Annotated in this window: 20 protein-coding genes, 2 tRNA genes, 1 riboswitch and 1 other annotated feature; of the genes, 6 read left to right on the top strand and 16 right to left on the bottom strand. The window is 31.7% G+C overall.

Going from position 1 to position 21114, the window contains the following annotated elements; translation table 11 throughout:
* Nucleotides 1-288: 288 nt before the first annotated feature.
* Nucleotides 289-1515, bottom strand: coding sequence for a peptidase T (pepT, locus tag G9F72_RS01975; RefSeq protein WP_164956857.1), 1227 nt, complete (start codon nt 1513-1515; stop codon nt 289-291).
* Between the two features lie 132 nt (nt 1516-1647).
* Nucleotides 1648-2238 carry a DUF1836 domain-containing protein gene (locus G9F72_RS01970; protein ID WP_164956858.1) on the bottom strand — a complete coding sequence of 197 codons (591 nt, stop codon included), beginning with the start codon at nt 2236-2238 and terminating at the stop codon, nt 1648-1650.
* A gap of 376 nt (nt 2239-2614) precedes the next feature.
* On the opposite strand from G9F72_RS01970, the gene trhA reads away from it, so the two are divergent.
* Both trhA and G9F72_RS01960 read left to right on the top strand, forming a co-directional pair.
* Nucleotides 2615-3268 carry a PAQR family membrane homeostasis protein TrhA gene (gene trhA, locus G9F72_RS01965; RefSeq protein ID WP_164956859.1) on the top strand — a complete coding sequence of 218 codons (654 nt, stop codon included), beginning with the start codon at nt 2615-2617 and terminating at the stop codon, nt 3266-3268.
* 136 nt (nt 3269-3404) lie between these two features.
* The gene (locus G9F72_RS01960; protein WP_164956860.1) at nt 3405-3893 is read left to right on the top strand and encodes a thioredoxin family protein; all 489 of its coding nucleotides are present in this window, start codon (nt 3405-3407) and stop codon (nt 3891-3893) included.
* 123 nt (nt 3894-4016) lie between these two features.
* Here the strand turns inward: G9F72_RS01960 and G9F72_RS01955 are convergent, their stop codons facing one another.
* The 12 genes from G9F72_RS01955 to G9F72_RS01900 all read right to left on the bottom strand — a co-directional run bounded on the left by G9F72_RS01955 (nt 4017) and on the right by G9F72_RS01900 (nt 14629).
* Entirely contained in the window at nt 4017-5189 is a 1173-nt protein-coding gene (locus G9F72_RS01955; RefSeq protein ID WP_164956861.1) for an NADP-dependent malic enzyme, read from the bottom strand.
* A gap of 102 nt (nt 5190-5291) precedes the next feature.
* Nucleotides 5292-5921 carry an endonuclease III gene (gene nth, locus G9F72_RS01950; protein ID WP_164956862.1) on the bottom strand — a complete coding sequence of 210 codons (630 nt, stop codon included), beginning with the start codon at nt 5919-5921 and terminating at the stop codon, nt 5292-5294.
* Nucleotides 5922-6082: 161 nt separating this feature from the next.
* Nucleotides 6083-7042 (bottom strand): L-threonine 3-dehydrogenase, encoded by a 960-nt coding sequence (locus G9F72_RS01945; protein WP_164956863.1) that lies wholly within the window; start codon nt 7040-7042, stop codon nt 6083-6085.
* Between the two features lie 99 nt (nt 7043-7141).
* The gene (locus G9F72_RS01940; RefSeq protein WP_164956864.1) at nt 7142-8335 is read right to left on the bottom strand and encodes a glycine C-acetyltransferase; all 1194 of its coding nucleotides are present in this window, start codon (nt 8333-8335) and stop codon (nt 7142-7144) included.
* Nucleotides 8336-8625: 290 nt separating this feature from the next.
* Nucleotides 8626-9333, bottom strand: a complete 708-nt coding sequence (locus G9F72_RS01935) for a lysophospholipid acyltransferase family protein (RefSeq protein WP_164956865.1) — start codon at nt 9331-9333, stop codon at nt 8626-8628.
* 39 nt (nt 9334-9372) lie between these two features.
* Nucleotides 9373-10365 carry a tRNA epoxyqueuosine(34) reductase QueG gene (gene queG / locus G9F72_RS01930; protein ID WP_164956866.1) on the bottom strand — a complete coding sequence of 331 codons (993 nt, stop codon included), beginning with the start codon at nt 10363-10365 and terminating at the stop codon, nt 9373-9375.
* Between the two features lie 14 nt (nt 10366-10379).
* Complete coding sequence (gene epsC, locus G9F72_RS01925; RefSeq protein WP_164956867.1) at nt 10380-10964, bottom strand: serine O-acetyltransferase EpsC; 585 nt, start codon at nt 10962-10964, stop codon at nt 10380-10382.
* Between the two features lie 35 nt (nt 10965-10999).
* Nucleotides 11000-11911 carry a cysteine synthase A gene (cysK, locus tag G9F72_RS01920; RefSeq protein ID WP_164956868.1) on the bottom strand — a complete coding sequence of 304 codons (912 nt, stop codon included), beginning with the start codon at nt 11909-11911 and terminating at the stop codon, nt 11000-11002.
* A gap of 152 nt (nt 11912-12063) precedes the next feature.
* Nucleotides 12064-12310 (bottom strand) — a binding site (T-box leader).
* 156 nt (nt 12311-12466) lie between these two features.
* A complete protein-coding gene (locus G9F72_RS01915) occupies nt 12467-13447 on the bottom strand; it encodes an NAD(P)/FAD-dependent oxidoreductase (protein WP_164956869.1) in 981 nt (326 codons plus the stop codon).
* Between the two features lie 140 nt (nt 13448-13587).
* Nucleotides 13588-13663: transfer RNA gene (locus G9F72_RS01910), tRNA-Trp, on the bottom strand.
* Nucleotides 13664-13687: 24 nt separating this feature from the next.
* Nucleotides 13688-13763: transfer RNA gene (locus G9F72_RS01905), tRNA-Trp, on the bottom strand.
* Between the two features lie 245 nt (nt 13764-14008).
* Nucleotides 14009-14629, bottom strand: a complete 621-nt coding sequence (locus tag G9F72_RS01900) for a CBS domain-containing protein (RefSeq protein WP_164956870.1) — start codon at nt 14627-14629, stop codon at nt 14009-14011.
* A gap of 184 nt (nt 14630-14813) precedes the next feature.
* Between G9F72_RS01900 and tsaE the strand changes: the two genes are divergently transcribed.
* Genes tsaE through rimI form a run of 3 tightly spaced genes read left to right on the top strand, consistent with a single transcriptional unit; the run spans nt 14814 to nt 16424 of the window.
* Entirely contained in the window at nt 14814-15272 is a 459-nt protein-coding gene (tsaE, locus tag G9F72_RS01895) for a tRNA (adenosine(37)-N6)-threonylcarbamoyltransferase complex ATPase subunit type 1 TsaE (RefSeq protein WP_164956871.1), read from the top strand.
* Nucleotides 15269-15982 (top strand): tRNA (adenosine(37)-N6)-threonylcarbamoyltransferase complex dimerization subunit type 1 TsaB, encoded by a 714-nt coding sequence (gene tsaB / locus G9F72_RS01890; protein ID WP_164956872.1) that lies wholly within the window; start codon nt 15269-15271, stop codon nt 15980-15982. The genes tsaE and tsaB overlap by 4 nt, the downstream gene beginning before the upstream one ends.
* Nucleotides 15975-16424, top strand: coding sequence for a ribosomal protein S18-alanine N-acetyltransferase (rimI, locus tag G9F72_RS01885; protein ID WP_164956873.1), 450 nt, complete (start codon nt 15975-15977; stop codon nt 16422-16424). Before tsaB ends, rimI begins: the two co-directional genes overlap by 8 nt.
* An 86-nt stretch (nt 16425-16510) precedes the next feature.
* On the opposite strand, the gene G9F72_RS01880 is transcribed toward rimI, so the two are convergent.
* Nucleotides 16511-17140, bottom strand: coding sequence for an ECF transporter S component (locus tag G9F72_RS01880; RefSeq protein ID WP_164956874.1), 630 nt, complete (start codon nt 17138-17140; stop codon nt 16511-16513).
* An 88-nt stretch (nt 17141-17228) separates the two neighbouring features.
* A riboswitch (FMN riboswitch) is annotated at nt 17229-17342 on the bottom strand.
* Nucleotides 17343-17399: 57 nt separating this feature from the next.
* A complete protein-coding gene (locus G9F72_RS01875) occupies nt 17400-19562 on the bottom strand; it encodes a Tex family protein (protein ID WP_164956875.1) in 2163 nt (720 codons plus the stop codon).
* 196 nt (nt 19563-19758) lie between these two features.
* Here G9F72_RS01875 and G9F72_RS01870 point away from each other — a divergent pair, with 196 nt between their 5' ends.
* Nucleotides 19759-21096, top strand: coding sequence for a M28 family metallopeptidase (locus G9F72_RS01870; RefSeq protein WP_164956876.1), 1338 nt, complete (start codon nt 19759-19761; stop codon nt 21094-21096).
* The last annotated feature ends 18 nt before the right edge of the window (nt 21097-21114 follow it).

The following is a 21114-nucleotide window of genomic DNA, read 5'->3' as shown; positions in this document are numbered from 1 at the left end:
TTTATATACCTTTTTCAATTTCTGTTTTTATTTTACCTTTAAGCATATATTAAGACTTCTATGTTACAGTTTAGTGTCAAACTTATTAACAAACTTTTAATAAATATTATATTTTTTTAAACACTCCACTATTATTTATACTTTAATTAGTATAGACAACTATTCATATTTATAAAAAAAATAATGAAATCCTTATATAAAATTATAAGGATTTCACTATTCAAACTCAATTTACCATCGAATTATTGATCTTAATATTACCTATATTCTTGTGAGGGCACTTTTGTATTATTTACTAGCATATAACTCAACTATTTTAAGTATTACATCAACAGCTTTTTCCATCGCAAATGTAGGTATGAATTCATATTTACCATGGAAATTATGTCCCCCTGTGAATATATTTGGTGTAGGAAGCCCCATAAAGGAAAGCCTTGCACCATCTGTACCACCTCTAATAGGTACCATTATAGGATTTACTCCTACTTGTTTCATAGCTAAAAAGGCTGTATCTACAATATGTTTAACTGGCTCTATTTTTTCTTTCATATTAAAATATTGATCCTTAATTTCTATTTCAACAGTGCCGTTACCATATTTTTCGTTTAGTGTATCTACTATATTTTTGATAAATGTTTTTCTATTTTCATAACTTTCACTATTAAAATCTCTTATAATATATTGAAGTTTTGTTTCTTCAACCTCTCCATTAAGGGAAATTAAATGATAAAACCCTTCATAGCCTTCTGTAGTAGCTGGTGTCTCATTTGGTGGTAGTGAATTCACCAATTCATTTGCTATAAGTGTAGAGTGAATCATTTTTCCTTTTGCTGATCCTGGATGAACATTTCTTCCATGAATAGAAATTTTTGCTGATGCAGCATTAAAATTTTCATACTCTAACTCCCCAATAGTTCCTCCATCTATAGTGTATGCAAAATCTGCTGCAAATTTTTTAACATCAAAAATATCTGCCCCCCGGCCTACTTCTTCATCAGGTGTGAATCCAATACGAATCTTTCCATGTAGAAACTTAGGATTTTCCATTATATACTCTACAGTCGCCATTATTTCAGAAATTCCTGCTTTATCATCAGCTCCGAGTAAGGTAGTTCCATCTGTAGTTATAAGAGTTTTCCCTATGTAATTCTTGAGCTCTGGAAAATCCTTTGGGGATAGTATTATTTTGTTTTCCTCATTTAATACTATGTCTTTTCCATCATAGTTGTAAGCAAATTTAGGATTAACGTTATTTCCAGACATATCTGGTGAAGTATCCATATGGGCTATAAATCCTATTGTTGGTATATCTTTTTCTACATTAGACGGAATCGTTGCCATTATATATCCATTTTCATCTATACTTGCATCTTGTATACCCATTTCCTTTAAATCTTTAACCAATTCCTCGCCAAGTATCATTTGACCTGTTGTACTTGGAACAGTAGTTGATTCCTCATCAGATTTAGTATCATAGCTTACATATTTTAAAAATTTTTCTACAACTTTTGACATATGCTCATCTCCTTATTTTTTATCTATCTATTTAAATTTCTTTATTGTGTACCGTTTACATTATACTACAATAAGTTGAAATCTTAAACATTGATAATAAGACATTTCATAAACTATATAATAAAAATTTTATTATTTTTTATTCAAAAAATTATCAATTAATTTTTCTGCCATTCTCTTTTGCATATTAGCTTTATTAATAAGTAGCAATACCATTAATATTAATTCTATTAACTCTCCATCTTTTTTTCCCATTTCTTTAATTCTACCTTTTATAAATTCAGTATCTTTACCTATATCACTTACAAAATTTTGATTTTGAACTTCTTTGATGTCTAAAAAATTGTTATATAAATTTTCTAATGAAGTACTCGTACCCTTTGGCGCTTTTATATCAATAATAGAATCAAATATTGTATTAATATCACTAATTGATATAGTCTGCTTTAAATCATAGATAAGCATCAACAGTATCATATGATCATTAGTATATTTCTTATTTTTTGCTGGCATCAATACTTTACCTTTAGTATAGTTATTAATCATAGTTTTTGTAAGAATTTTATCTTCGTCATTTCTTTTAAGACTTCCAAGCTTTTCATTAAAGAAAGTTGTAACTTGATCCATATATAAATCTACGCAAGGTATTTCCATTAACGTAATATCTTTTGTTCCTATAATCTCTTCTACTAATTTATCTAAACTTTCCTTGTTATAATCCATTTGCTTCACCTCACCTTTATTATATAGCATTAATTACTAGTAATCTACAATTAAACTTAATCTATTATTAGTAGTTTTTATTAACTACTCATATTCTTTTATTGTATTTGTAGCATTCATGAGCTACAGGTTGCAATTTAATAATAATTTAAATCATTGCCCAAATTCAGTATAAATATGGATAATTTCATTATTGATATTTATTGTTTTATATTGTAGTATTAATATATGTCAAACGTAGTTATAAAAACTATGTATAGGTTTTTCATAACTGGATACCCTATTTTTAATAAGTAATTACCACAAAGAGCTTTGTCTTTGTCTTTTATATTATTACCTATAAGTAAAAAATTATAAATTAGAAGGAGTGATCCCTTTGTTATCAAAATTTAGAGAACCAGTAAGCAGCATTACACATTTAGTTGGTGCCTTTTTATCCGTAATAGCATTAATACTATTAATTAAATATTCTTTAAACACAACAAACGCATATAATACTATTGTCCTTTCAGTGTTTGGAGTAAGCTCTATATTACTTTACTGCGCAAGTTCAATCTATCATAAATCCACATCTTCAAAAAAGGTTATAAAAGTACTTAGAAGAGTAGACCATTCTATGATATACGTTCTAATTGCAGGAACATATACTCCTATATGTTTAATTGCTTTGAAAGGCACCATGGGAACCACACTTTTCTTAGCTATTTGGCTTCTGGCACTTATAGGAATTATACTTAAGATTGCTTGGTTTGACGCCCCTAGGTGGTTATCCACTGGATTTTACATTCTAATGGGTTGGATTTCCATTTTTGCTATTGTACCTATAATAAAAGCTATCTCCTTAGGTGGCTTTATATGGCTACTGGCTGGTGGTCTCTTTTATACTATAGGTGGTGTTATATATGCTACTAAATGGCCCAAAATAAATCTTAAGCTTTTTGGATTTCACGAAATATTTCATATTTTTATAATGCTCGGCAGTCTTTGTCTTTATGTACTTATGTTTAAGTACATAATGTACATTAAGTAGCTTCATAATATATAGGCACATGAAACAAATAAGAAGTCAGTAGAAGTGTATTTGACTTGTTATTTGTTTTCATGTGCCTTATTATTAAATTATAGAATTAGAATCAATAATTTCACTGAAAGTAGGGATGTTAATTATGATAAACTTATCAAATGGTATAACTTTTGAGGAGTATTTAGAAAAATCCAAACTAGATTATGGTGACATACAACTTATAACCTATAATTCTACTACTTTGTCTTCAGGCACTAAAGAATCTCTGCGGGATTTAACCTCCATTGTTAATGTAGCAGTTTTTTCTGAAGGATACTGCCCTGATTGCATTGTTACACTACCCTTCATTAAAAGAATGGCGCAGGAAAATAAAAAGATAAACGTATATTGTTTTCCTAAAAGTGGTTACGAAAACTTTTTAGAAGAATACACCGGAGCTACTCGGATTCCAACTATTATAACTTTTGATAGTGAAATGAATCCAAAGGGCGCTTATGTAGAGTTTCCAAAAGAACTATTTGAAAAAATGATTCCATTGAAAATTGAAGAAAAGAAAATTTTGGTTAATGATTATAGGCTAGGAAAATATAATTCCATTATTGAACAAGAACTTTTAGATATAATTTTATAAACCCTGTGAAGTTAAAGTCCCCTTAATGTTAAAAAACATTAAGGGGACTCTACTTTCAACACTCATTTCTTAGTTAAATCATCAGCTGCGCAGCTGCTTATCTTCTTCGAAGCTGAAATGTCGTTAGACTCTATTTATTCCCATTTTCTTTGCTACCCTCATAACTTCGTTTGCTACTGATTCACAAACCCTAATATCAAAAGCATCTGGGATTATATAATCTGCGGATAATTCCTCATCACTAATTAAATTAGCAATTCCCCTAGCTGCTCCAAGTTTCATTTCATCATTAATTTCCTTTGATCTAACAGCTAGTGCCCCTTTGAATATTCCTGGAAAAACCAAAACATTATTTATTTGATTAGGAAAGTCTGATCTTCCTGTAGCCACTACAATGGCACCAGCTTCTTTAGCAAGGCCAGGCATAATCTCTGGGGTTGGATTGGCCATGGCGAAGACTATACTATCACTATTCATCGTTGAAACCATTTCACCAGTCAAGACTCCTGGTGCAGATACTCCTATAAAAACATCTTTACCTACAAGTACTTGTTTTAAAGTTCCTCTTTCAAGATTCCTGTTTGTTCTTTTAGCAATCTCAGCCTGTGCTGGATTTAAAATAACATCACCTTCCACTACCGCCCCATGTTTATCGCAGAGTAATATATTCACAAATCCAGCACTTAATAACAACTTGCATACTGCAATTCCCGCGGATCCTGCTCCATTAATTACTATATTTACACTTTCTAGTTTTTTGTTAACAAGTTTTAAAGCATTATAAAGCCCTGCTAAAACAACTATTGCAGTGCCGTGTTGATCATCATGAAATACAGGTATGTCCAATTCCTCTTTTAATCTTTCTTCGATATAAAAACACTCTGGCGCTTTTATATCTTCAAGATTTATCCCCCCAAATACAGGAGAAATTAACTTAACAGTTTTTATAATTTCTTCAGGGTCTTCAGTATCCAAACATATAGGAAAAGCATCTATGCCCCCAAATTTTTTGAATAATAACGCTTTACCTTCCATTACAGGAAGTCCTGCCTCTGGTCCAATATTACCAAGTCCAAGAACCGCTGTACCGTTAGTAACTATAGCCACAGTATTTCCTTTTATAGTATAATCATAAACTTTATTTTTATCTTTTGCGATTTCTAAACAAGGCTGCGCTACCCCTGGGGTATAAGCTATAGCTAGATCATGTTTATTTTCAAGTTTTATTTTTCCTACTATCTCTAGTACTCCTCTATTTTCACTATGCATTTTTAATGATTCCTCTTGTATTGACATTTGTAAGCCTCCTTGTTTTTCTGTGTTGTCTAAAACTCATCACTTGAGGTGCTGCAATCACTATTTTAATATTTATATTTTTATAAATAAGTATGTAAATTCCTACTTTCCATTTAAGAATTCACAATAGGGTGCTATAGGGCACACCTCACAATTAGGCTTTCTAGCTTTACATATTTTTCGACCATGCCATATAATATAATGATGAGCATCACTCCACATTTTTCTAGGAATATTTTTCATAAGCTGCTGTTCTACCTCTTCTACATTTTTCCCTGAGGCAAGACCAATTCTTTTAGAAACTCTAAAAACGTGGGTATCAACAGCAATAGCTGGAATACCAAAAGCATTAGATAATACCACATTAGCGGTTTTTCTACCTACACCATTAAGCTCTATTAATTCTTCCATAGTACTTGGTACTTCGCCCTTATATTTTTCTAATATAAGTTTAGTAGCACCTAAGATATTTTTGCTCTTATTATTATAAAACCCACAGCTTTTAATTTTTTGTCCTAGTTCCTCTTGTGATAAAGTAATCATAGTTGAGGGTGTATTATATTCCTTATACAGCTCTTTTGTAACAATATTTACTCGCTCATCAGTACATTGTGCTGATAGTATAGTTGAAACTAAAAGTTCATAATGATTGGTGAAATCAAGGCCACACTTTGCTCCTGCATATGTTTCATTAAGAATTTCAAGCACTGCTTTAATTGTTTTTTTGTTCATATAAATCACCTACTTTTTACTAGCAAATTAATTGCTTAAGATTATTTTATCACACTCTATGCCAAAATAATTTAATTATAATATAATTTAATTTTACATTAATTAGTAAAAATACGCTGCCTACCCCATAAATGAGGAAAACAACGTATAAATTTTAACTATTACTTTGCGCCAATTCCTTTAGCACTTAATTTTTGGAGCATATCAGTAGTCATTTTTGCTAAATCATATTCAGCAGCAAATCCCCACTCATTTTTAGCACAAGTCGGATCAATTGAATTTGGCCATGAATTAGCGATTCCCTGTCTTATTGGATCTACATTATAATCCATAATAAAACCTGGGATATGTTTTTTAATTTCATTAGCTATTTCTTCTGGCTCAAAACTCATAGCTGTAATATTAAATGCATTTCTGTGAATCAATTTTGACCCATCAGCTTCCATTATTTTAATTATTGCATTTATTGCATCTGGCATATACATCATATCCATTTTTGTTCCTTTATCAATAAATGAAGTATATTTACCTGATTTTAATGCTTCATAATATATATCAACAGCATAGTCAGTTGTTCCTCCTCCAGGAAGAACTTCATAAGAAATTAGTCCTGGGAAACGTACTCCTCTTGTATCAACTCCAAATTTCTTATAGTAATAATCACATAATAATTCTCCTGCAACTTTGTTTACACCATACATAGTTGTTGGTCTTTGAATTGTATCTTGAGGAGTATTATCTTTAGGAGTAGATGGGCCAAAGGCACCTATAGAACTTGGTGTAAAGAACTTGAGATTCAATTCTCTAGCAACTTCTAGTGCATTTACAAGTCCACCCATATTTAAATTCCAAGCCAGCAGTGGTTTTGCTTCAGCCGTTGCTGATAATAAAGCTGCTAAATGAACTAATGTATCTATTTCATATTTTTTAGCAAGTTCAAGCATAGCTTTATGATCAGTTACATCCAATATTTCAAAAGGACCGGTCGTAACTACTGGGCTGCCCTCTAGCTTTCTTAAATCTGTAGCTATTACATTATTACTACCATAAACTTCTCTCATTTTCATTACGAGTTCTGAACCTATTTGTCCTAAGGCTCCTGTTACTAATATCTTTTTCATTATATTCCCTCCATATTTAGCTAAATAACGCATAATGTTGTAAACGTTTAATTTCATAGGCATAGCGCCTATTTATTAGGCGTTATACCTGATTATTATTTATTTTATTATCTTCATTTCCTTACCGACTTTTTCATATATAGCTAATGCATTATCTAACATCTCTTTTGTATGTGCTGCTGTAGGCATATTTCTTACTCTTCCAGTTCCTTTTCTAACAGTTGGGAAAACTATTGATTTTGCGTAAACGCCCTCTTCAAATAGTTTCTTACTGAATTCCTGAGTTTTAAGTTCATCTCCTATTATACATGGAGTAATTGGAGTTTCACTATTTCCAATATCAAATCCAAGGTCTTTTAAGCCCTTCTTTAAATAATTTGCATTCTCCCAAAGTTTATCATGTAACTCTGTGCTTTCTGTAAGAATGTTAATAGCTTCAATTGCAGCACCTGCTGCTCCTGGAGTTAATGATGTAGAGAATAGGAATGGTCTAGCACGAACCATAAGCCAATCAATTAAGTCCCTTGTTCCAGCTACATATCCACCTACAACGCCAATAGCCTTTGATAATGTACCAATTTGAAAGTCTATCTTATCTGACAAACCAAAATGATGTACAGTACCGGTACCTTTTCCCATTACTCCTGAACCATGAGCATCATCTACGTATGTTATTAAGTCAAATTCTTCTGCTATTTTTACAATCTCAGGAAGTTTTGCAACATCCCCATCCATAGAGAATACACCGTCAGTAATAACCATAATTTTCTCATATAATCCTGACTCTACTGCCTCTTTTGCCTTATTTCTTAAATCTACCATATCTGAATGTTCTACTCTTATGATTTTGGCTCCAGATAATCTACACCCATCTATTATTGATGCATGATTTAAGGAATCTGAAAGAATAGCATCTTTTTTATTCATTACTGCTGAAATTGCTCCCATATTACAATTGAATCCTGATTGGAAAGCAATAGCTGCCTCTGTATGTTTAAATTCAGCAAGTTTTTGTTCCAATTTAGTATGAATTTCTAAAGTACCATTTATAGTTCTAACGGCACCTGCTCCTGAACCATATTTCTTAGTTGCATCAATAGTAGCTTCAATCATTCTAGGATTCGTAGCGAGACCTAAGTAGTTATTTGAAGATAAGTTAATTAATTCTCTATCCCCGATTGTAATAACCGGCCCATTTGAACTCTTTAATATATTAATTACATTATACAAACCTTTACTTTTTAAATCATCTAAATTCTCTTTTAAAAATTTTCCTAATACTTTACTTCCCATGATAACATGCCTCCAAACTTTTATTTTGTATATTCTTATAAAATTATATAAGAATTTCATATTTAATCACAAGTCTATTATATATCTTTTATCTTGAAATGCCAAATCAAATTATACCATTCTTACCTTAAAAGCAATATTTCTTTTATTTTTTTCATGTTTATGATTTTTTTTCATCATTACTTATAATTATAGCACTATTCATCTCGCTTATATAAGGCCGATATAAAAAACAAGATTTTAATTTTCAAACAGAATTTCTTGTTTGAAAGCTCCTTATTAATTATTACCTAATTTGAATCAGAATATACTCCTCTATATTGCTCTGGAAGCAACACTGCTATACTCCCCATTATTTCACGCATGGCTCTATCATGATACTGATTTTTATCCTCCTCGACCTTTTTATTTGGAAGCATAATAGGTTCACCAATATTAATATTTACATCTGCATAATTAAATTTTTCTGAGGCCATATTTGTTTCATTAATAGGTAATAATTTTTCTGTTCCCCATATTCCCATGGGAACAATTGTTGCCTTTGATAATTTAGCCATTAATAAAAGACCCTTCTTAGCTTCTGCCATTTTTCCATTTCTACTCCTGGTTCCTTCTGGAAAAATCATAATATTATTCCCTTGTTTTAGCGTATTAACGATTTTAGATATAGCTTCCTTATCTGCAGAATTAGGTTTTATATTTATAGTCTTAGCCACATGAAACCCCAGTTTAGTAAGCTTATTATCAGTTAGCTTTATGCCAGCGACAAAGGTTACATTATTATCCTTTAATAGCCTATTCATAATTATACCATCAGCATTACTTAGATGATTACATATAAAAATTATTGGAGATTTTGCATCCACAATTTTCTCCATTCCGTGAGTTTTTATATTTGCATATTTGTTGATATACGTGTCCAACATTTTTTTTGCTATAAAGGTTACAACTTTATCTGGCAAAACATCTATTATTCTTAAAACTATTGGAGAAATCATCAGAATTCCACCTTTCATAAAAAAGTATTTATAAAATTATTATAAATTGAAAAACTTTAAAAGTCTATAATAATAATCTCTTATATAAGGCGATGTATCCTTCTCTACAGCTAAAATATTAATTTTCTCAATTAAAAGCGCATTAATAATCGCATTTCTTTTAAGTATATTTTTGCCTCTCCACCCACAAGAAGCTATTTTATACTTATCTTTAAATAAGTCATTATCCATATTCATTAAGGCTTGCACATCCACGTTTTTCATATAATCATAAGGTATAAATTCACTGATAGTACTAAGCTGTATCTCTCTGTTGTATGGGCAAGCCCTCTGGCAGGTATCACAACCAAATATTCTACCATTTAATTTTTCAAACCAAGAATCCTCTATATGTTTTTTCTGTGTTATGTAGGAAAGACATATATTTGCATCATTATTTATTCCTACTTGCCCCTTCACTATAGAATTTGTAGGACATGCTTCTAAACACATCTCACAATTACCACATTTTTGATCAATTGGTTTATCAGGTAGGATTATTAAGTCTGTAATAATTTCTCCTAAAAAAACATATGATCCGTATTTTTCTGTTATCAGAGTATTATTTTTTCCTATAAATCCTACTCCACTATTGGAGGCAATGTATCTCTCTGGAAGCGAATTGCTATCCACAAAAGGCATAGTTTTTCCACCCATACCCTGAATGAATTTACAGATTTTCTCCATATATCCAGTTGTAACCGCATGATAATCCATTCCAAGCGTGTATTTAGAAAAGTGCGTTTTTTTATTAAAATCTAAACTATATAGATAGGGGAATGCAATGGTGATTATTGTTTTTCCTTCTGGCATATATAAAAATGGATTTATTCTCTTATCTATGCTATTCTCCTCAAATTCATTTTCTAGTCCAAGCTTTTTTCTCTTCTCAAAATAAGGATTTAGCTCATGAAAAATCCTACATTCGCTAAATCCTATTGTGTCTATTCCATTATTTATACAAAACTCTATTATTTCTTCCTTAATGTTCATATTGTCAGTCCTTTTTATATTATCATATCATTATATATCCTTCTAGTTTCCCCTAAATAATCCTTAATCTCTATTATAGGAATAGTTTTCCCAAAAATCACTCTAGCGGGAATACCCACAGCAGTTGCTTTAGCTACTACATCTTTTAGTACTACAGCATTTGCACCAATCTTACTACCAGATCCTATTTTAATTGGCCCCAAAATCTTTGCACCAGCACCAACTACAACATCATTCCCTAAAGTAGGATGCCTTTTACCTTTATCCTTACCTGTTCCACCAAGTGTAACTCCTTGGTACAAGGTTACATTGTCTCCAATTTCTGTGGTTTCTCCTATTACTACTCCCATTCCATGATCTATAAATAATCCTTTACCTATTTGGGCTCCTGGATGGATTTCTATTCCAGTAAAAAACCTTGCTATCTGAGATATTGCTCTAGATATAAAATAGATTTTATGACTATATAGAAAATGAGCTATTCTATATAATATTATAGCATGAGTAGAAGGATATAAAAATATTACTTCCACCCAATTCTTAGCTGCTGGATCTTTACCTAATACATTTTCAATTTCATATTTTAGCATTTTAAGCATATAATCCTTCACCCCTACAAAACTTCATTGTAAATTTAGTCATAAATACCCATTGAGATATATTTTTCTCCTCCATCAGGTGCAACTGTAACAATTTTTTTACCCTTGCCTATTTTTTTGGCAATTTTTATAGCTGCTGCAATATTAGCCCCTGTTGAAATCCCTACTAATATGCCTTCTTCACTGGCCATTAGTTTTGCTATTTCAAAAGACTCTTCATCAGATATTTTTATTATTTCATCAACAACATTAGTATCATAAATATCTGGTGTGAAACCTGCTCCTATTCCTTGTATTTTATGTGGTCCAGGTTCTCCCCCTGATAATACAGGAGATTTTTCTGGTTCAACCGCAACAACTTTAATACCTTGCTTTATTTCTTTTAATCTTCTTCCTACTCCAGTAATTGTTCCTCCAGTGCCTACACCTGCTACAAAAATATCTATATCTTCAATGTCTTCCACTATTTCTTCTGCGGTTGTAGCATAATGTTTTTCTGGATTTGCCAAATTAGTAAATTGCTGTGGTATAAAGAAATTAGGTTTTCCCTCAGCTACTTCCTTAGCCTTATTTATAGCACCCTTCATCCCCTTGATACCATCAGTAAGCACAAGCTGTGCTCCATATGCCTTAATTAAGTTCCGTCTCTCAACGCTCATGCTATCTGGCATAACAATAATTACCTCATACCCTTTAATTCTTCCAATCATGGCCAAGGCTATTCCCATATTTCCACTAGATGGTTCAACTATGGTAAATCCTTCTTTTAATAGCCCTAATTTTTCAGCTTTTTCTATCATCCCAAGAGCCGCTCTATCTTTTATGCTTCCAGCTGGATTAAATTTTTCTAGTTTCACATAAATATCAGCCATATCACCCTTGACTAATTTATTTAATTTTAAAAGCGGTGTTGCTCCTATCATATCTAAAACATTGTTATACATCATAATAATATCCCTCCAAATTTAAAATAATTATTTTTTTTAAAAGCCATCTATATTTCTAAATTTACACAATTTCCTAAAATAAAAAGCAGTTGTTATATATTTATCAGTGTATTTTTCAAAAAGTTTTTAAATACAAAAAAACTCCCTCTAAATATAGAGACGAAGTTTTGCTTCGTGGTCCCACTCTAAGTTATAATCACTATAGTGATTATAAAGCCACTTTTTCAAGCACAGCGCTATGCTCTATCCCTGTAACGGGGGAATCCCGATGCAGCCTACTTAATTCGGTGCACAACTCCAAAGGGCACTTCATATAAGCTTCCCATAAGAATCTTCTCAGCTTTAGACTCTCTCTCTGTATATTCTTCTTATACTACTTTCCTTTTTCTCAGTATTTCCTAGTATTTTAGTATGAATTACTTTTCTTTATTTTATTATATTCTTAACATTAAAATATGTCAATACTATTTATTACTTACATATAATTTTTTTATCCCAACTTTTAAAATTACTGTTAATAAAAAAACTGTTAGAATAAACTAACAGCTAATGCCCCTAACCCTTATAATTCTTTAAGTATTTCGTAGTAGCTATACCTATGTTTTGGCTTTGCTTTATCACACTTTCAGAAAAGTCGTACCCCATAGCTACATTTCCACAAGCAAAAATACCCGCTATATTAGTTTGTAATTTTTCATTTAATAAAATTTGTCCCGTGGATAAATCAATTTCAATTTTTGCTTGCTTTGCGAGTTCATTGTCTGGATATAATTTTACAGATAAAAGTAATGCATCACAAGAAATGTATTCTTCGCTACCACTAATAACTTCATTATTATTATCTAGCTTTGCTAAAGTAACGCCTTCGATTCTACCTTCACCTTTAATGGCAGTGATCTTTTGCTTTGTTCTTAATTGTATATTAAAATCATTAAGGGAATCCCCTAGTTTTTTATCAACTGCATCAATAAAATCTTTACTTTCAACTACAGCTTTAACATTAGCTCCCTCGATGGCGAGTCTACTTGCCATTATTAATGCAATATCTCCTGTACCTAGTATGATTATTTGTTTTCCTGGCATAAATCCTTCTATATTTACAAATTTTTGCGCGGAGCCTACGGTGTATATACCAGCACAGGTGCTACCGGCTAGATTAGAAGACCCTCTTGGTCTCTCTCTACACCCGGTGGCAATTATTATAGCTTTAGCCCTTATTTTAAAGATTCCGTCATAAGCATTCACTGCATTAATTTCTTTAGAATCACTTAAATTTAAAACCATAGTATCTAATTTATATGAAATACCTAGCTTATTAACTTTATCTATAAATTTCTGTACAAATTCTGGTCCAGTCAAGTTTTCGCTAAAAGTATTCAGACCAAACCCATCATGGATACACTGATTTATTGTTCCTCCTAATTGATTTTCCCTTTCTAAAATCAAAATTTTACCTTCATATTGTTCCTTAGCTGAAATAGCAGCTGCAAGGCCTGCCGGACCTCCTCCGATTACTACTATGTCATATTGCTGCATTACATACCCTCCTATTTCAAGGCATCTGAAAAAGCAACTAGTCAATATGCTAGTCTATTTTGAGATTCCTAATATTAAAATTTGTTAATTTATTATAAATAAACGCAAAAACCCGTGAAAATAAATTCACAGGTTTTATTTGGCAGGGGTAGTAGGACTCGAACCTACAACCAATGGTTTTGGAGACCACTACTCTACCAATTGAGCCATACCCCTTTATCACGTATAAAATTTTAAAAATGGCAGGGGTAGTAGGGCTCGAACCTACAACCAATGGTTTTGGAGACCACTACTCTACCAACTGAGCTATACCCCTAAAATACATTCAAATTGTATCATGTATTTTTAATAAATGCAAGTGTTTTATATTTTAACGACATTTGAGAAGGAATCCTCCTACTTCTATAAGTGGGAGTTTGAATCACCTTCTGAAGTCGTTAGTATTGCAGCTTTAAAGAAGATGAACAGCTTCGCAGATGGCGATTTAACTTATTAAGAAACACAGGCGAAATATCTCATAAACGCTCTGTGCTTCTTAAATGTTATTTTATTATCGACGAATTATTCCACTTTAAAACCTGCCGCCTTAACTTTTGAAACGATCTCATCGAAATTTTCAGTCTCGAGTCTTATAACCATTTCTTTAACCTCAGTAAGACTTTTCGGATCAATAACTACAAAGCTAATTATATCCCCTTTGTTTTCAGTTATTATTTTTGAAAGCTTAGAAAGCTGGCCTTGAATATCATAGGCTATAACAGCTAAGCGTTTTCCTTTATTAAGCCCAAATAGCTCAGTAAATTGATGAAATATAGCATGATGTGTAACTATGCCCTTAAACTCACCATTGTTATCTACTACAGCAACAAATGAAACACTTCTTGTCTCTAAAAAATGTGCTGCTTCTTCTGCTTGCTGCATTGGATTAATAAGAGGTACATCAGTCCTCATAACGTTTTCAACTACGAAATCAGATAACAAGCATTTCTTATCAAGACAATTTTCATAATAATAAGTATATATTCTTTCTTTTGAAATTGATCCAATGAATTTATTACCCTCCGCCACAGGAATTGATAAAAAATTATTTTCATCCATAATTTCTAAAGCTTTACCTATTGTAACCTTTGGTGTTACCGTAATTAGTTTTTCTTTTAATAGCATCAAATTATTAACAAACATTATTTTCCCCTCCTTAATAAGTTATATAAGCTATTATACAGTATTTTGTAATTTAAGTATAAACAATTGTTTTTTATTTTACAAATATAATCAGTAAAAATAAATCTACATATTATGGTCAATATCCGATATTACCTTTTCTTTTTTTATTTTTTAGGATAAAATATCTAGTGAGGTGAAACTTATGGAATTTGTAGTAACTACAGTAGAAGAAACTTATAAAATAGGGAAACGAATAGGTGAACTTGTAAATTCAGGTGATATAATCTGCTTAATTGGTGACCTAGGCACTGGAAAAACTCATTTAGCAAAGGGAATTGCCAAAGGCTTAGGTATTGAAGATCATGTAACAAGCCCTACTTTTACAATTGTAAATGAATATACAGGTCGTTTAAAATTATACCATTTTGATGTATACAGGGTAAATGATCCAGACGAAATAGAAGCCATAGGCTTTGATGAATATATATTTAGTGATGCAGTTAGTATTATTGAATGGGCTAATTATATTGAGGAATTGATTCCATCAAATAATTTAACCATTATCATAGAAAAGCTTCCCGAATCTGGAGATAACTATAGAAAGATTAATATGAAATACTCGGATAAAAGATATGATTATATAAAGGAGATGAAAATATGAGGATTTTAAGCATAGATTCTGCAACCGCTGCAGCAACTTGCGCCATCCTTGAGGATGACAATGTGCTTTCTGAGATAACTTTTAACTATAAAAAACAACATTCTCTAATACTTATGCCTATAATCGATGAATTATTTAATAATACTGGAATGTGCATAGGTGATATAGATGCGTTTGTGGCCTCAAAGGGGCCTGGTTCTTTTACAGGTCTTAGAATAGGGCTTGCTACCATTAAGGGGCTTAGTCAGGGTACCAGGAAGCCCTTTGTAACTGTTTCTACCTTAGATTCTTTAGCTTATAACTTAGCATATACGGATGGCATTGTCTGTCCTATACTAGATGCACTAAGGGATAATGTTTATACAGCCTTATATACTTTTAATAATTGTGAGCTTAACCGCATCACTGACTATATAAATATTTCAATAGATGAATTAATAACTATGCTTAAAGAGAAAAATTGCAATATTACTTTTGTAGGAGATGGAGTTCCAAAATTTAAAGAAAAACTTATAGCACATTTGCCTAATATAAGCTTCGCGCCAGCGCATTTAAATTTAGCTAAGGCCTCATCCCTAGGAGAATTAGGTCTTAAGCTATTATCTAAGGGAACTTTCGATGATTTATATGCATCAGTACCTATTTACCTTCGAAAACCCCAAGCAGAGCGGGAGTATGAAGAAAAAATGGGGCTGATTAAAAATGAATAGTGATTTTAAAATTTCCCCAATGGATAGTTCATCTATTAAATCTATCCTCAATATTAGTGAACTAAGCTTCCCTATTTCCTGGAGTTTAGAATCTCTCCAAAGTGAGTTAGATAATAAATTTGCTAAATATGTAGTACTCAAGAAGGGCGATTCTATAGTAGGTTATGGTGGTATGTGGATAATTATAGATGAAGCCCACATTACCAATGTTGCAATTCATCCTAATGCCCGCGGCCATGGTGGTGGAGATCTAATTGTAGAAGCCTTGTTCAGAATTTGCAGAAAGCAAAAGGTTACAGCAATAACCTTAGAAGTTAGAAGTTCAAATTTTCAAGCTATAAATTTATATGAAAAACACGGCTTTGAAAAGGTAAGCATTAGACCTCATTATTATGAAGACAATAATGAAGATGCAGTAATTATGTGGAATCGTAACCTATAGAATCAAAATAAAAAAGACTAACTTTTAAAGGGGTACCTATAGAATAGGTACCCCTTTAAAATATGTCATTGTTTTTATATTTTTAATTAATAATTACCTTGTCTGTTTTTGTATTTGCTCTCTACATTTTCTTTATGAAGTATAGGAGAAACACTTTTATATAATGCTAGTGTTACTGATGATACTACTATTCCTTTAATAAAATTGAAAGGAATAATTGACCAAATAATAAAGGAATTTAAATCAACAATCTTATGATTTATTTTTGTTCCCATTCCTACCACTACATCTACTGGGAATCCTAATACGCTTTCATACAGCGGAAGAATAACAAAATAGTTCAGTATTCCTGCAAAAATTGACATACAAACTACTCCGAGTAATAATGCAACAATTGCTCCACCTTTACTTTTACGAGCCTTATATATATATCCAGAAACTAATACTAAACTTGAGCCTACAAGAAAGTTTGCAAGTTCTCCCACAAAAGCCGTTTTTCCTGCTAGCATTCCGTGTAATATATTTTTAAAAAGTTCAATAACAACCCCTGCTATTGGCCCTAATGCAAATGCACCTAGAAGTGCTGGCAGATCGCTGATATCAATTTTTAAGAATTCCGGAAATATAGGTATTGGTAATTCAATATACATCAAAAGAAAAGCCATAACAGATAAAAGTGAAATTTTAATAAGTTTAACAAGTTTTTCGTCTCTCATTTTTATACCCCCTAATTGACTATGTCTTCTAGGGATGGATATAATAAAAGCCCTGACATATAACTATGTCAGGGCGAAATCACATATATCACATCTTCTTTTATCCAGACTTTACTGTCGGCTTCGGAGTTAAACCGAATCTGCCTTTCGGCTCGCGGGCTTTACCGCCGGTGGGGAAATTCGCCCCGCCCTGAAGATTATCAAATTTTATTTTATAATTTAATTATATACAAATTCAGTAAAATAAGCAACATATTTATTAATTATTTTTCATAGATAATGATATTCTTTTTCTTTTCTCATCGACTTCTAGAACACTAACTTCTACTATATCTCCAACTGTTACTACATCCAATGGATGCTTTACAAATTTATCTGCTAACTGGCTTATATGTACTAAACCATCTTGATGAACTCCAATATCTACAAAGGCTCCAAAATCAGATACATTTCTAACAGTCCCCATAAGTTTCATGCCTGGTTTAAGATGGGACATTTGAACTACGCCTGTTTTTAATAGTGGCTTAGGTAATTCCTCTCTCGGGTCTCTACCTGGCTTTTTAATCTCTTTAATAATATCTCTAAGAGTTGGAACACCTATTTCTAATTTTTCTGCCAGCTCATTTAGATTGATAGTTTTAACTCGCTCATCCATATCTTTAAAATTTAGTGATCTAAGATCTTCTTTTTTATACTCTAATAAATCCAATAACTGTTTTGTAGCATTATATGACTCAGGATGAACTGAAGTATTATCTAAAAACTCTTTACTCTCCATAACTCTTAAAAATCCCGCGCATTGCTCATATGCCTTTGCACCTAATCTTTTAACTTTTAATAATTCTTTTCTAGCTACAAATTTACCATTTTCTTCTCTATATGCTACAATATTTTGAGCTATAGCAGCATTTATCCCTGATATATAAGAGAGTAAAGAAGGCGTTGCAATATTAAGATCTACTCCAACAGCATTAACACAATCTTCAACTACTCCTTTTAAGGATTCATCAAGCTTTTTAGGCGTTACATCATGTTGGTATTGTCCAACTCCAATAGCTTTAGGATCAATTTTTACAAGCTCCACTAAGGGATCTTGAAGTCTTCGTCCTATAGAAATAGCTCCTCTAATAGATACATCTATGTCTGGATATTCTTTTGATGCAAGCTCGGAAGCTGAATATACTGAAGCACCCGCTTCTGAAACTATAACGTAGTAAAGGTCTTTTGAGCATTCCTCTTTTAGTTCTTTAATTATCTGAGCTAAAATTTCTTCGGACTCTCGACTAGCGGTTCCATTACCTAAGGATATCACTTCTACATTGTGCTTATTTACTAATGCTTTAATAATACCTATGGATTTTTGAACCCCATCCTTACTACCTGCAGTAGCATATACCGTAGCTATATCTAAAACCTTCCCAGTATCATCTAGCACTGCTATTTTGCACCCAGTTCTAAACCCAGGGTCAAATCCAAGCACTACCTTCCCTTTTATAGGGGATTGCATTAAGAGAGCCTTCAAATTAGCTTTAAATATTTCAATAGCTCCTATTTCACCTTTTTCTGTGAGCTCTGACCTTATTTCTCTTTCAATTGAGGGGAATATAAGTCTTTTTACAGAATCAACTATACTTAACTCTATATATTTATCTGTTTCATTATTTCCCTTTAAGCATCTAACTTTTAAGTACTCAATTATCTTATCATTATCAGCTTTAATTTTTACAGAAAGTATCTTGCTATTTTCACCTCTATTTATAGCAAGAATTCTATGTGGTGGAATAGACCTAACTCCTTCTTTATACTCATAATACATTTCAAAAGGGGTAGTATCTTCACTTGCGCCCTTAGTTTCTACCATTCCTTGATTATGCACCAGTGCCCTAATCCACTTTCTATAATCAGCTTCATCTGAAATCATCTCACTTATAATATCACCAGCACCTTGAAGCGCTTCCAAAGCATTGTTCACTACTTTTTCTTCACTTATGAATTTCTTCGCATATTCATTTATATCCCCTTTAAAATCGCCACTGAAAATAATTTCAGCAAGAGGCTTTAACCCTTTTTCTATTGCTATGGTGGCTCTAGTTCTTTTCTTAGGCTTAAAAGGTCTATAAATATCCTCTATTTCTGTAAGAGTTTCACACTTTCTTATTGAATTTTCAATTTCCTCTGTTAGGTTTTCTTGTTCTCCAATAATACGTAGTACATCTGCTTTTCTTTCTTCTAAATTTCTAAGATATATAAGTCTCTCCGTGAAATTTCTGAGTACTATATCATCAAGTCCCCCAGTTCTTTCTTTTCTATATCTAGCTATAAAAGGGACTGTATTCCCTTCATCTAATAACTGGATTACATTCTCCGATTGCTCTTTTGTAATTCCAAATTCACTAATTAATCTACCTTCTATGTTTTTCATATTTTCCCAACTATTTTTATGTGGAACAATAAATAAATACCAATTCAATATATAGTTTATTTAAATGTACCTAAATAGTCAGTCCTCCTTTCGTAATATATATTTTAAATCTAATGGCCCAAAATTAACATATTTAATCATACCCAAAGTTCTATCCTCATATCTATATAAAGATAAAATTTTTTAGGAGAAATATATGAAAAAGTTAATATGTTCTTGTTTCTTAACCCTTTGTCTTTTATTAGTCTTTTATAGTTCACATATATATTATACCCTATATAGATTCAATCCTACAAATGTGTACCAAAATATAAAATATATCTCTTCAGACCATTTTAAAGGTAGGCTTCCTGGCACCTTAGAAAACGCAGAAATAGCTACTTATATTAACTCTGAATTTAAAAATAACGGATTAAAACCATATAAAGGAAGTGAATTTCAAAGCTTTAAAGTACTATATCCTAAGAAAATTAATAAAAGTCCATATTTAAAAGTATTGGATAGCAAGGGTAGAGTAGTAAAAGATTTTGTTTATAGTGTGGATTTTAAAGAAGATATGTTAAACTTTAAAATTAATAATTTAACCTTCGTAAAAAGTAATATAAATGCAATAAAAGAAAACTCTCTTGTAGTTAACACTATTGATGGGCCCTTCCTATTCTTTGTTCCTCCCGCCAGCGACTTATCCTTTAGAAGTTCCTTTATGTATGATTCTAATTATAACATGTATATTATGATTACTAAAGAAACACTAGCATCACTTAAAGATTTATTAGATAAGAATTTTGCTATTGATTGCTTTATTCCCTATGAGGTCTCACAAACCAATGTAAATAACGTTATGGGCTATTTAGAAGGCAAGGATACCACTGCTCCACCAATAATTGTCTCAGCACACTTTGACCATTTAGGTACGGATTTAAATGGCACTATATATAGTGGAGCTCTAGATAATGCATCAGGTCTATCCTTCATGCTAGAAATGAGTAAGTATTTAACTTCACTTGGCAAACCAGACAGAAGCATTCTTTTCTTAGGCTTTAACGCAGAAGAGTTCGGATGCCTCGGCTCAAACGCTTTTATTACGGAATATAAAGACGATATACAACGCTGCAAAGTATTTAATTTTGACATGATTGGAAGTAATAACGCTGTTCCCCTATGCATCATGGGTGGAAATAAAGATACAGATAAAACGCCTTTCATAAAATCAGTTTCAATCACTTGCAAAACAGAAAAAATATTTTTCGATTATCTTTTTGAAGATGCTAGTGACCATGAAGGCTTTAGGAAAAGAAATATTGATGCTATAACCTTCTGTGACAATGATATAACTCGAATACACACTCCACAAGACACCTTCGAAAATATAAGTTTAGATTCTATAGAAAGATGCTACGACGTTGCCTCTAAGGAGATTGTAAAATATACTTTTAAGGATAATTTACTTATTATATATTATAAAGAATGCACCGTAATTTCTATAACTTTAATCCTAATATTTTCTTTAATTTATAAGAAAAAGAACAAATAGTTTAATAATATTTGATTT

The organism is Clostridium estertheticum, assembly GCF_011065935.2.
GTDB classification, from domain to species: domain Bacteria; phylum Bacillota; class Clostridia; order Clostridiales; family Clostridiaceae; genus Clostridium_AD; species Clostridium_AD estertheticum_A.
This window is presented reverse-complemented; position numbering and strand designations above follow the sequence as displayed.

Bases quoted from the DNA above. Each gene is read 5' to 3' on its own strand.
- G9F72_RS01935 (WP_164956865.1), bottom strand. From the start codon at position 9,333: ATGATTTCTCCAATAGTTTTAAGAATAATAGATGTTTTGCCAGATAAA.
- G9F72_RS01870 (WP_164956876.1), top strand. From the start codon at position 19,759: ATGAAAAAGTTAATATGTTCTTGTTTCTTAACCCTTTGTCTTTTATTA.
- G9F72_RS01915 (WP_164956869.1), bottom strand. From the start codon at position 13,447: ATGCAGCAATATGACATAGTAGTAATCGGAGGAGGTCCGGCAGGCCTT.
- queG (WP_164956866.1), bottom strand. From the start codon at position 10,365: ATGAACATTAAGGAAGAAATAATAGAGTTTTGTATAAATAATGGAATA.
- tsaE (WP_164956871.1), top strand. From the start codon at position 14,814: ATGGAATTTGTAGTAACTACAGTAGAAGAAACTTATAAAATAGGGAAA.
- nth (WP_164956862.1), bottom strand. From the start codon at position 5,921: ATGAACAAAAAAACAATTAAAGCAGTGCTTGAAATTCTTAATGAAACA.
- G9F72_RS01880 (WP_164956874.1), bottom strand. From the start codon at position 17,140: ATGAGAGACGAAAAACTTGTTAAACTTATTAAAATTTCACTTTTATCT.
- tsaB (WP_164956872.1), top strand. From the start codon at position 15,269: ATGAGGATTTTAAGCATAGATTCTGCAACCGCTGCAGCAACTTGCGCC.
- rimI (WP_164956873.1), top strand. From the start codon at position 15,975: ATGAATAGTGATTTTAAAATTTCCCCAATGGATAGTTCATCTATTAAA.
- G9F72_RS01960 (WP_164956860.1), top strand. From the start codon at position 3,405: ATGATAAACTTATCAAATGGTATAACTTTTGAGGAGTATTTAGAAAAA.
- cysK (WP_164956868.1), bottom strand. From the start codon at position 11,911: ATGATGTATAACAATGTTTTAGATATGATAGGAGCAACACCGCTTTTA.
- G9F72_RS01940 (WP_164956864.1), bottom strand. From the start codon at position 8,335: ATGGGAAGTAAAGTATTAGGAAAATTTTTAAAAGAGAATTTAGATGAT.
- epsC (WP_164956867.1), bottom strand. From the start codon at position 10,964: ATGCTTAAAATGCTAAAATATGAAATTGAAAATGTATTAGGTAAAGAT.
- pepT (WP_164956857.1), bottom strand. From the start codon at position 1,515: ATGTCAAAAGTTGTAGAAAAATTTTTAAAATATGTAAGCTATGATACT.
- G9F72_RS01970 (WP_164956858.1), bottom strand. From the start codon at position 2,238: ATGGATTATAACAAGGAAAGTTTAGATAAATTAGTAGAAGAGATTATA.
- G9F72_RS01955 (WP_164956861.1), bottom strand. From the start codon at position 5,189: ATGTCAATACAAGAGGAATCATTAAAAATGCATAGTGAAAATAGAGGA.
- G9F72_RS01875 (WP_164956875.1), bottom strand. From the start codon at position 19,562: ATGAAAAACATAGAAGGTAGATTAATTAGTGAATTTGGAATTACAAAA.
- G9F72_RS01900 (WP_164956870.1), bottom strand. From the start codon at position 14,629: ATGTTTGTTAATAATTTGATGCTATTAAAAGAAAAACTAATTACGGTA.
- G9F72_RS01945 (WP_164956863.1), bottom strand. From the start codon at position 7,042: ATGAAAAAGATATTAGTAACAGGAGCCTTAGGACAAATAGGTTCAGAA.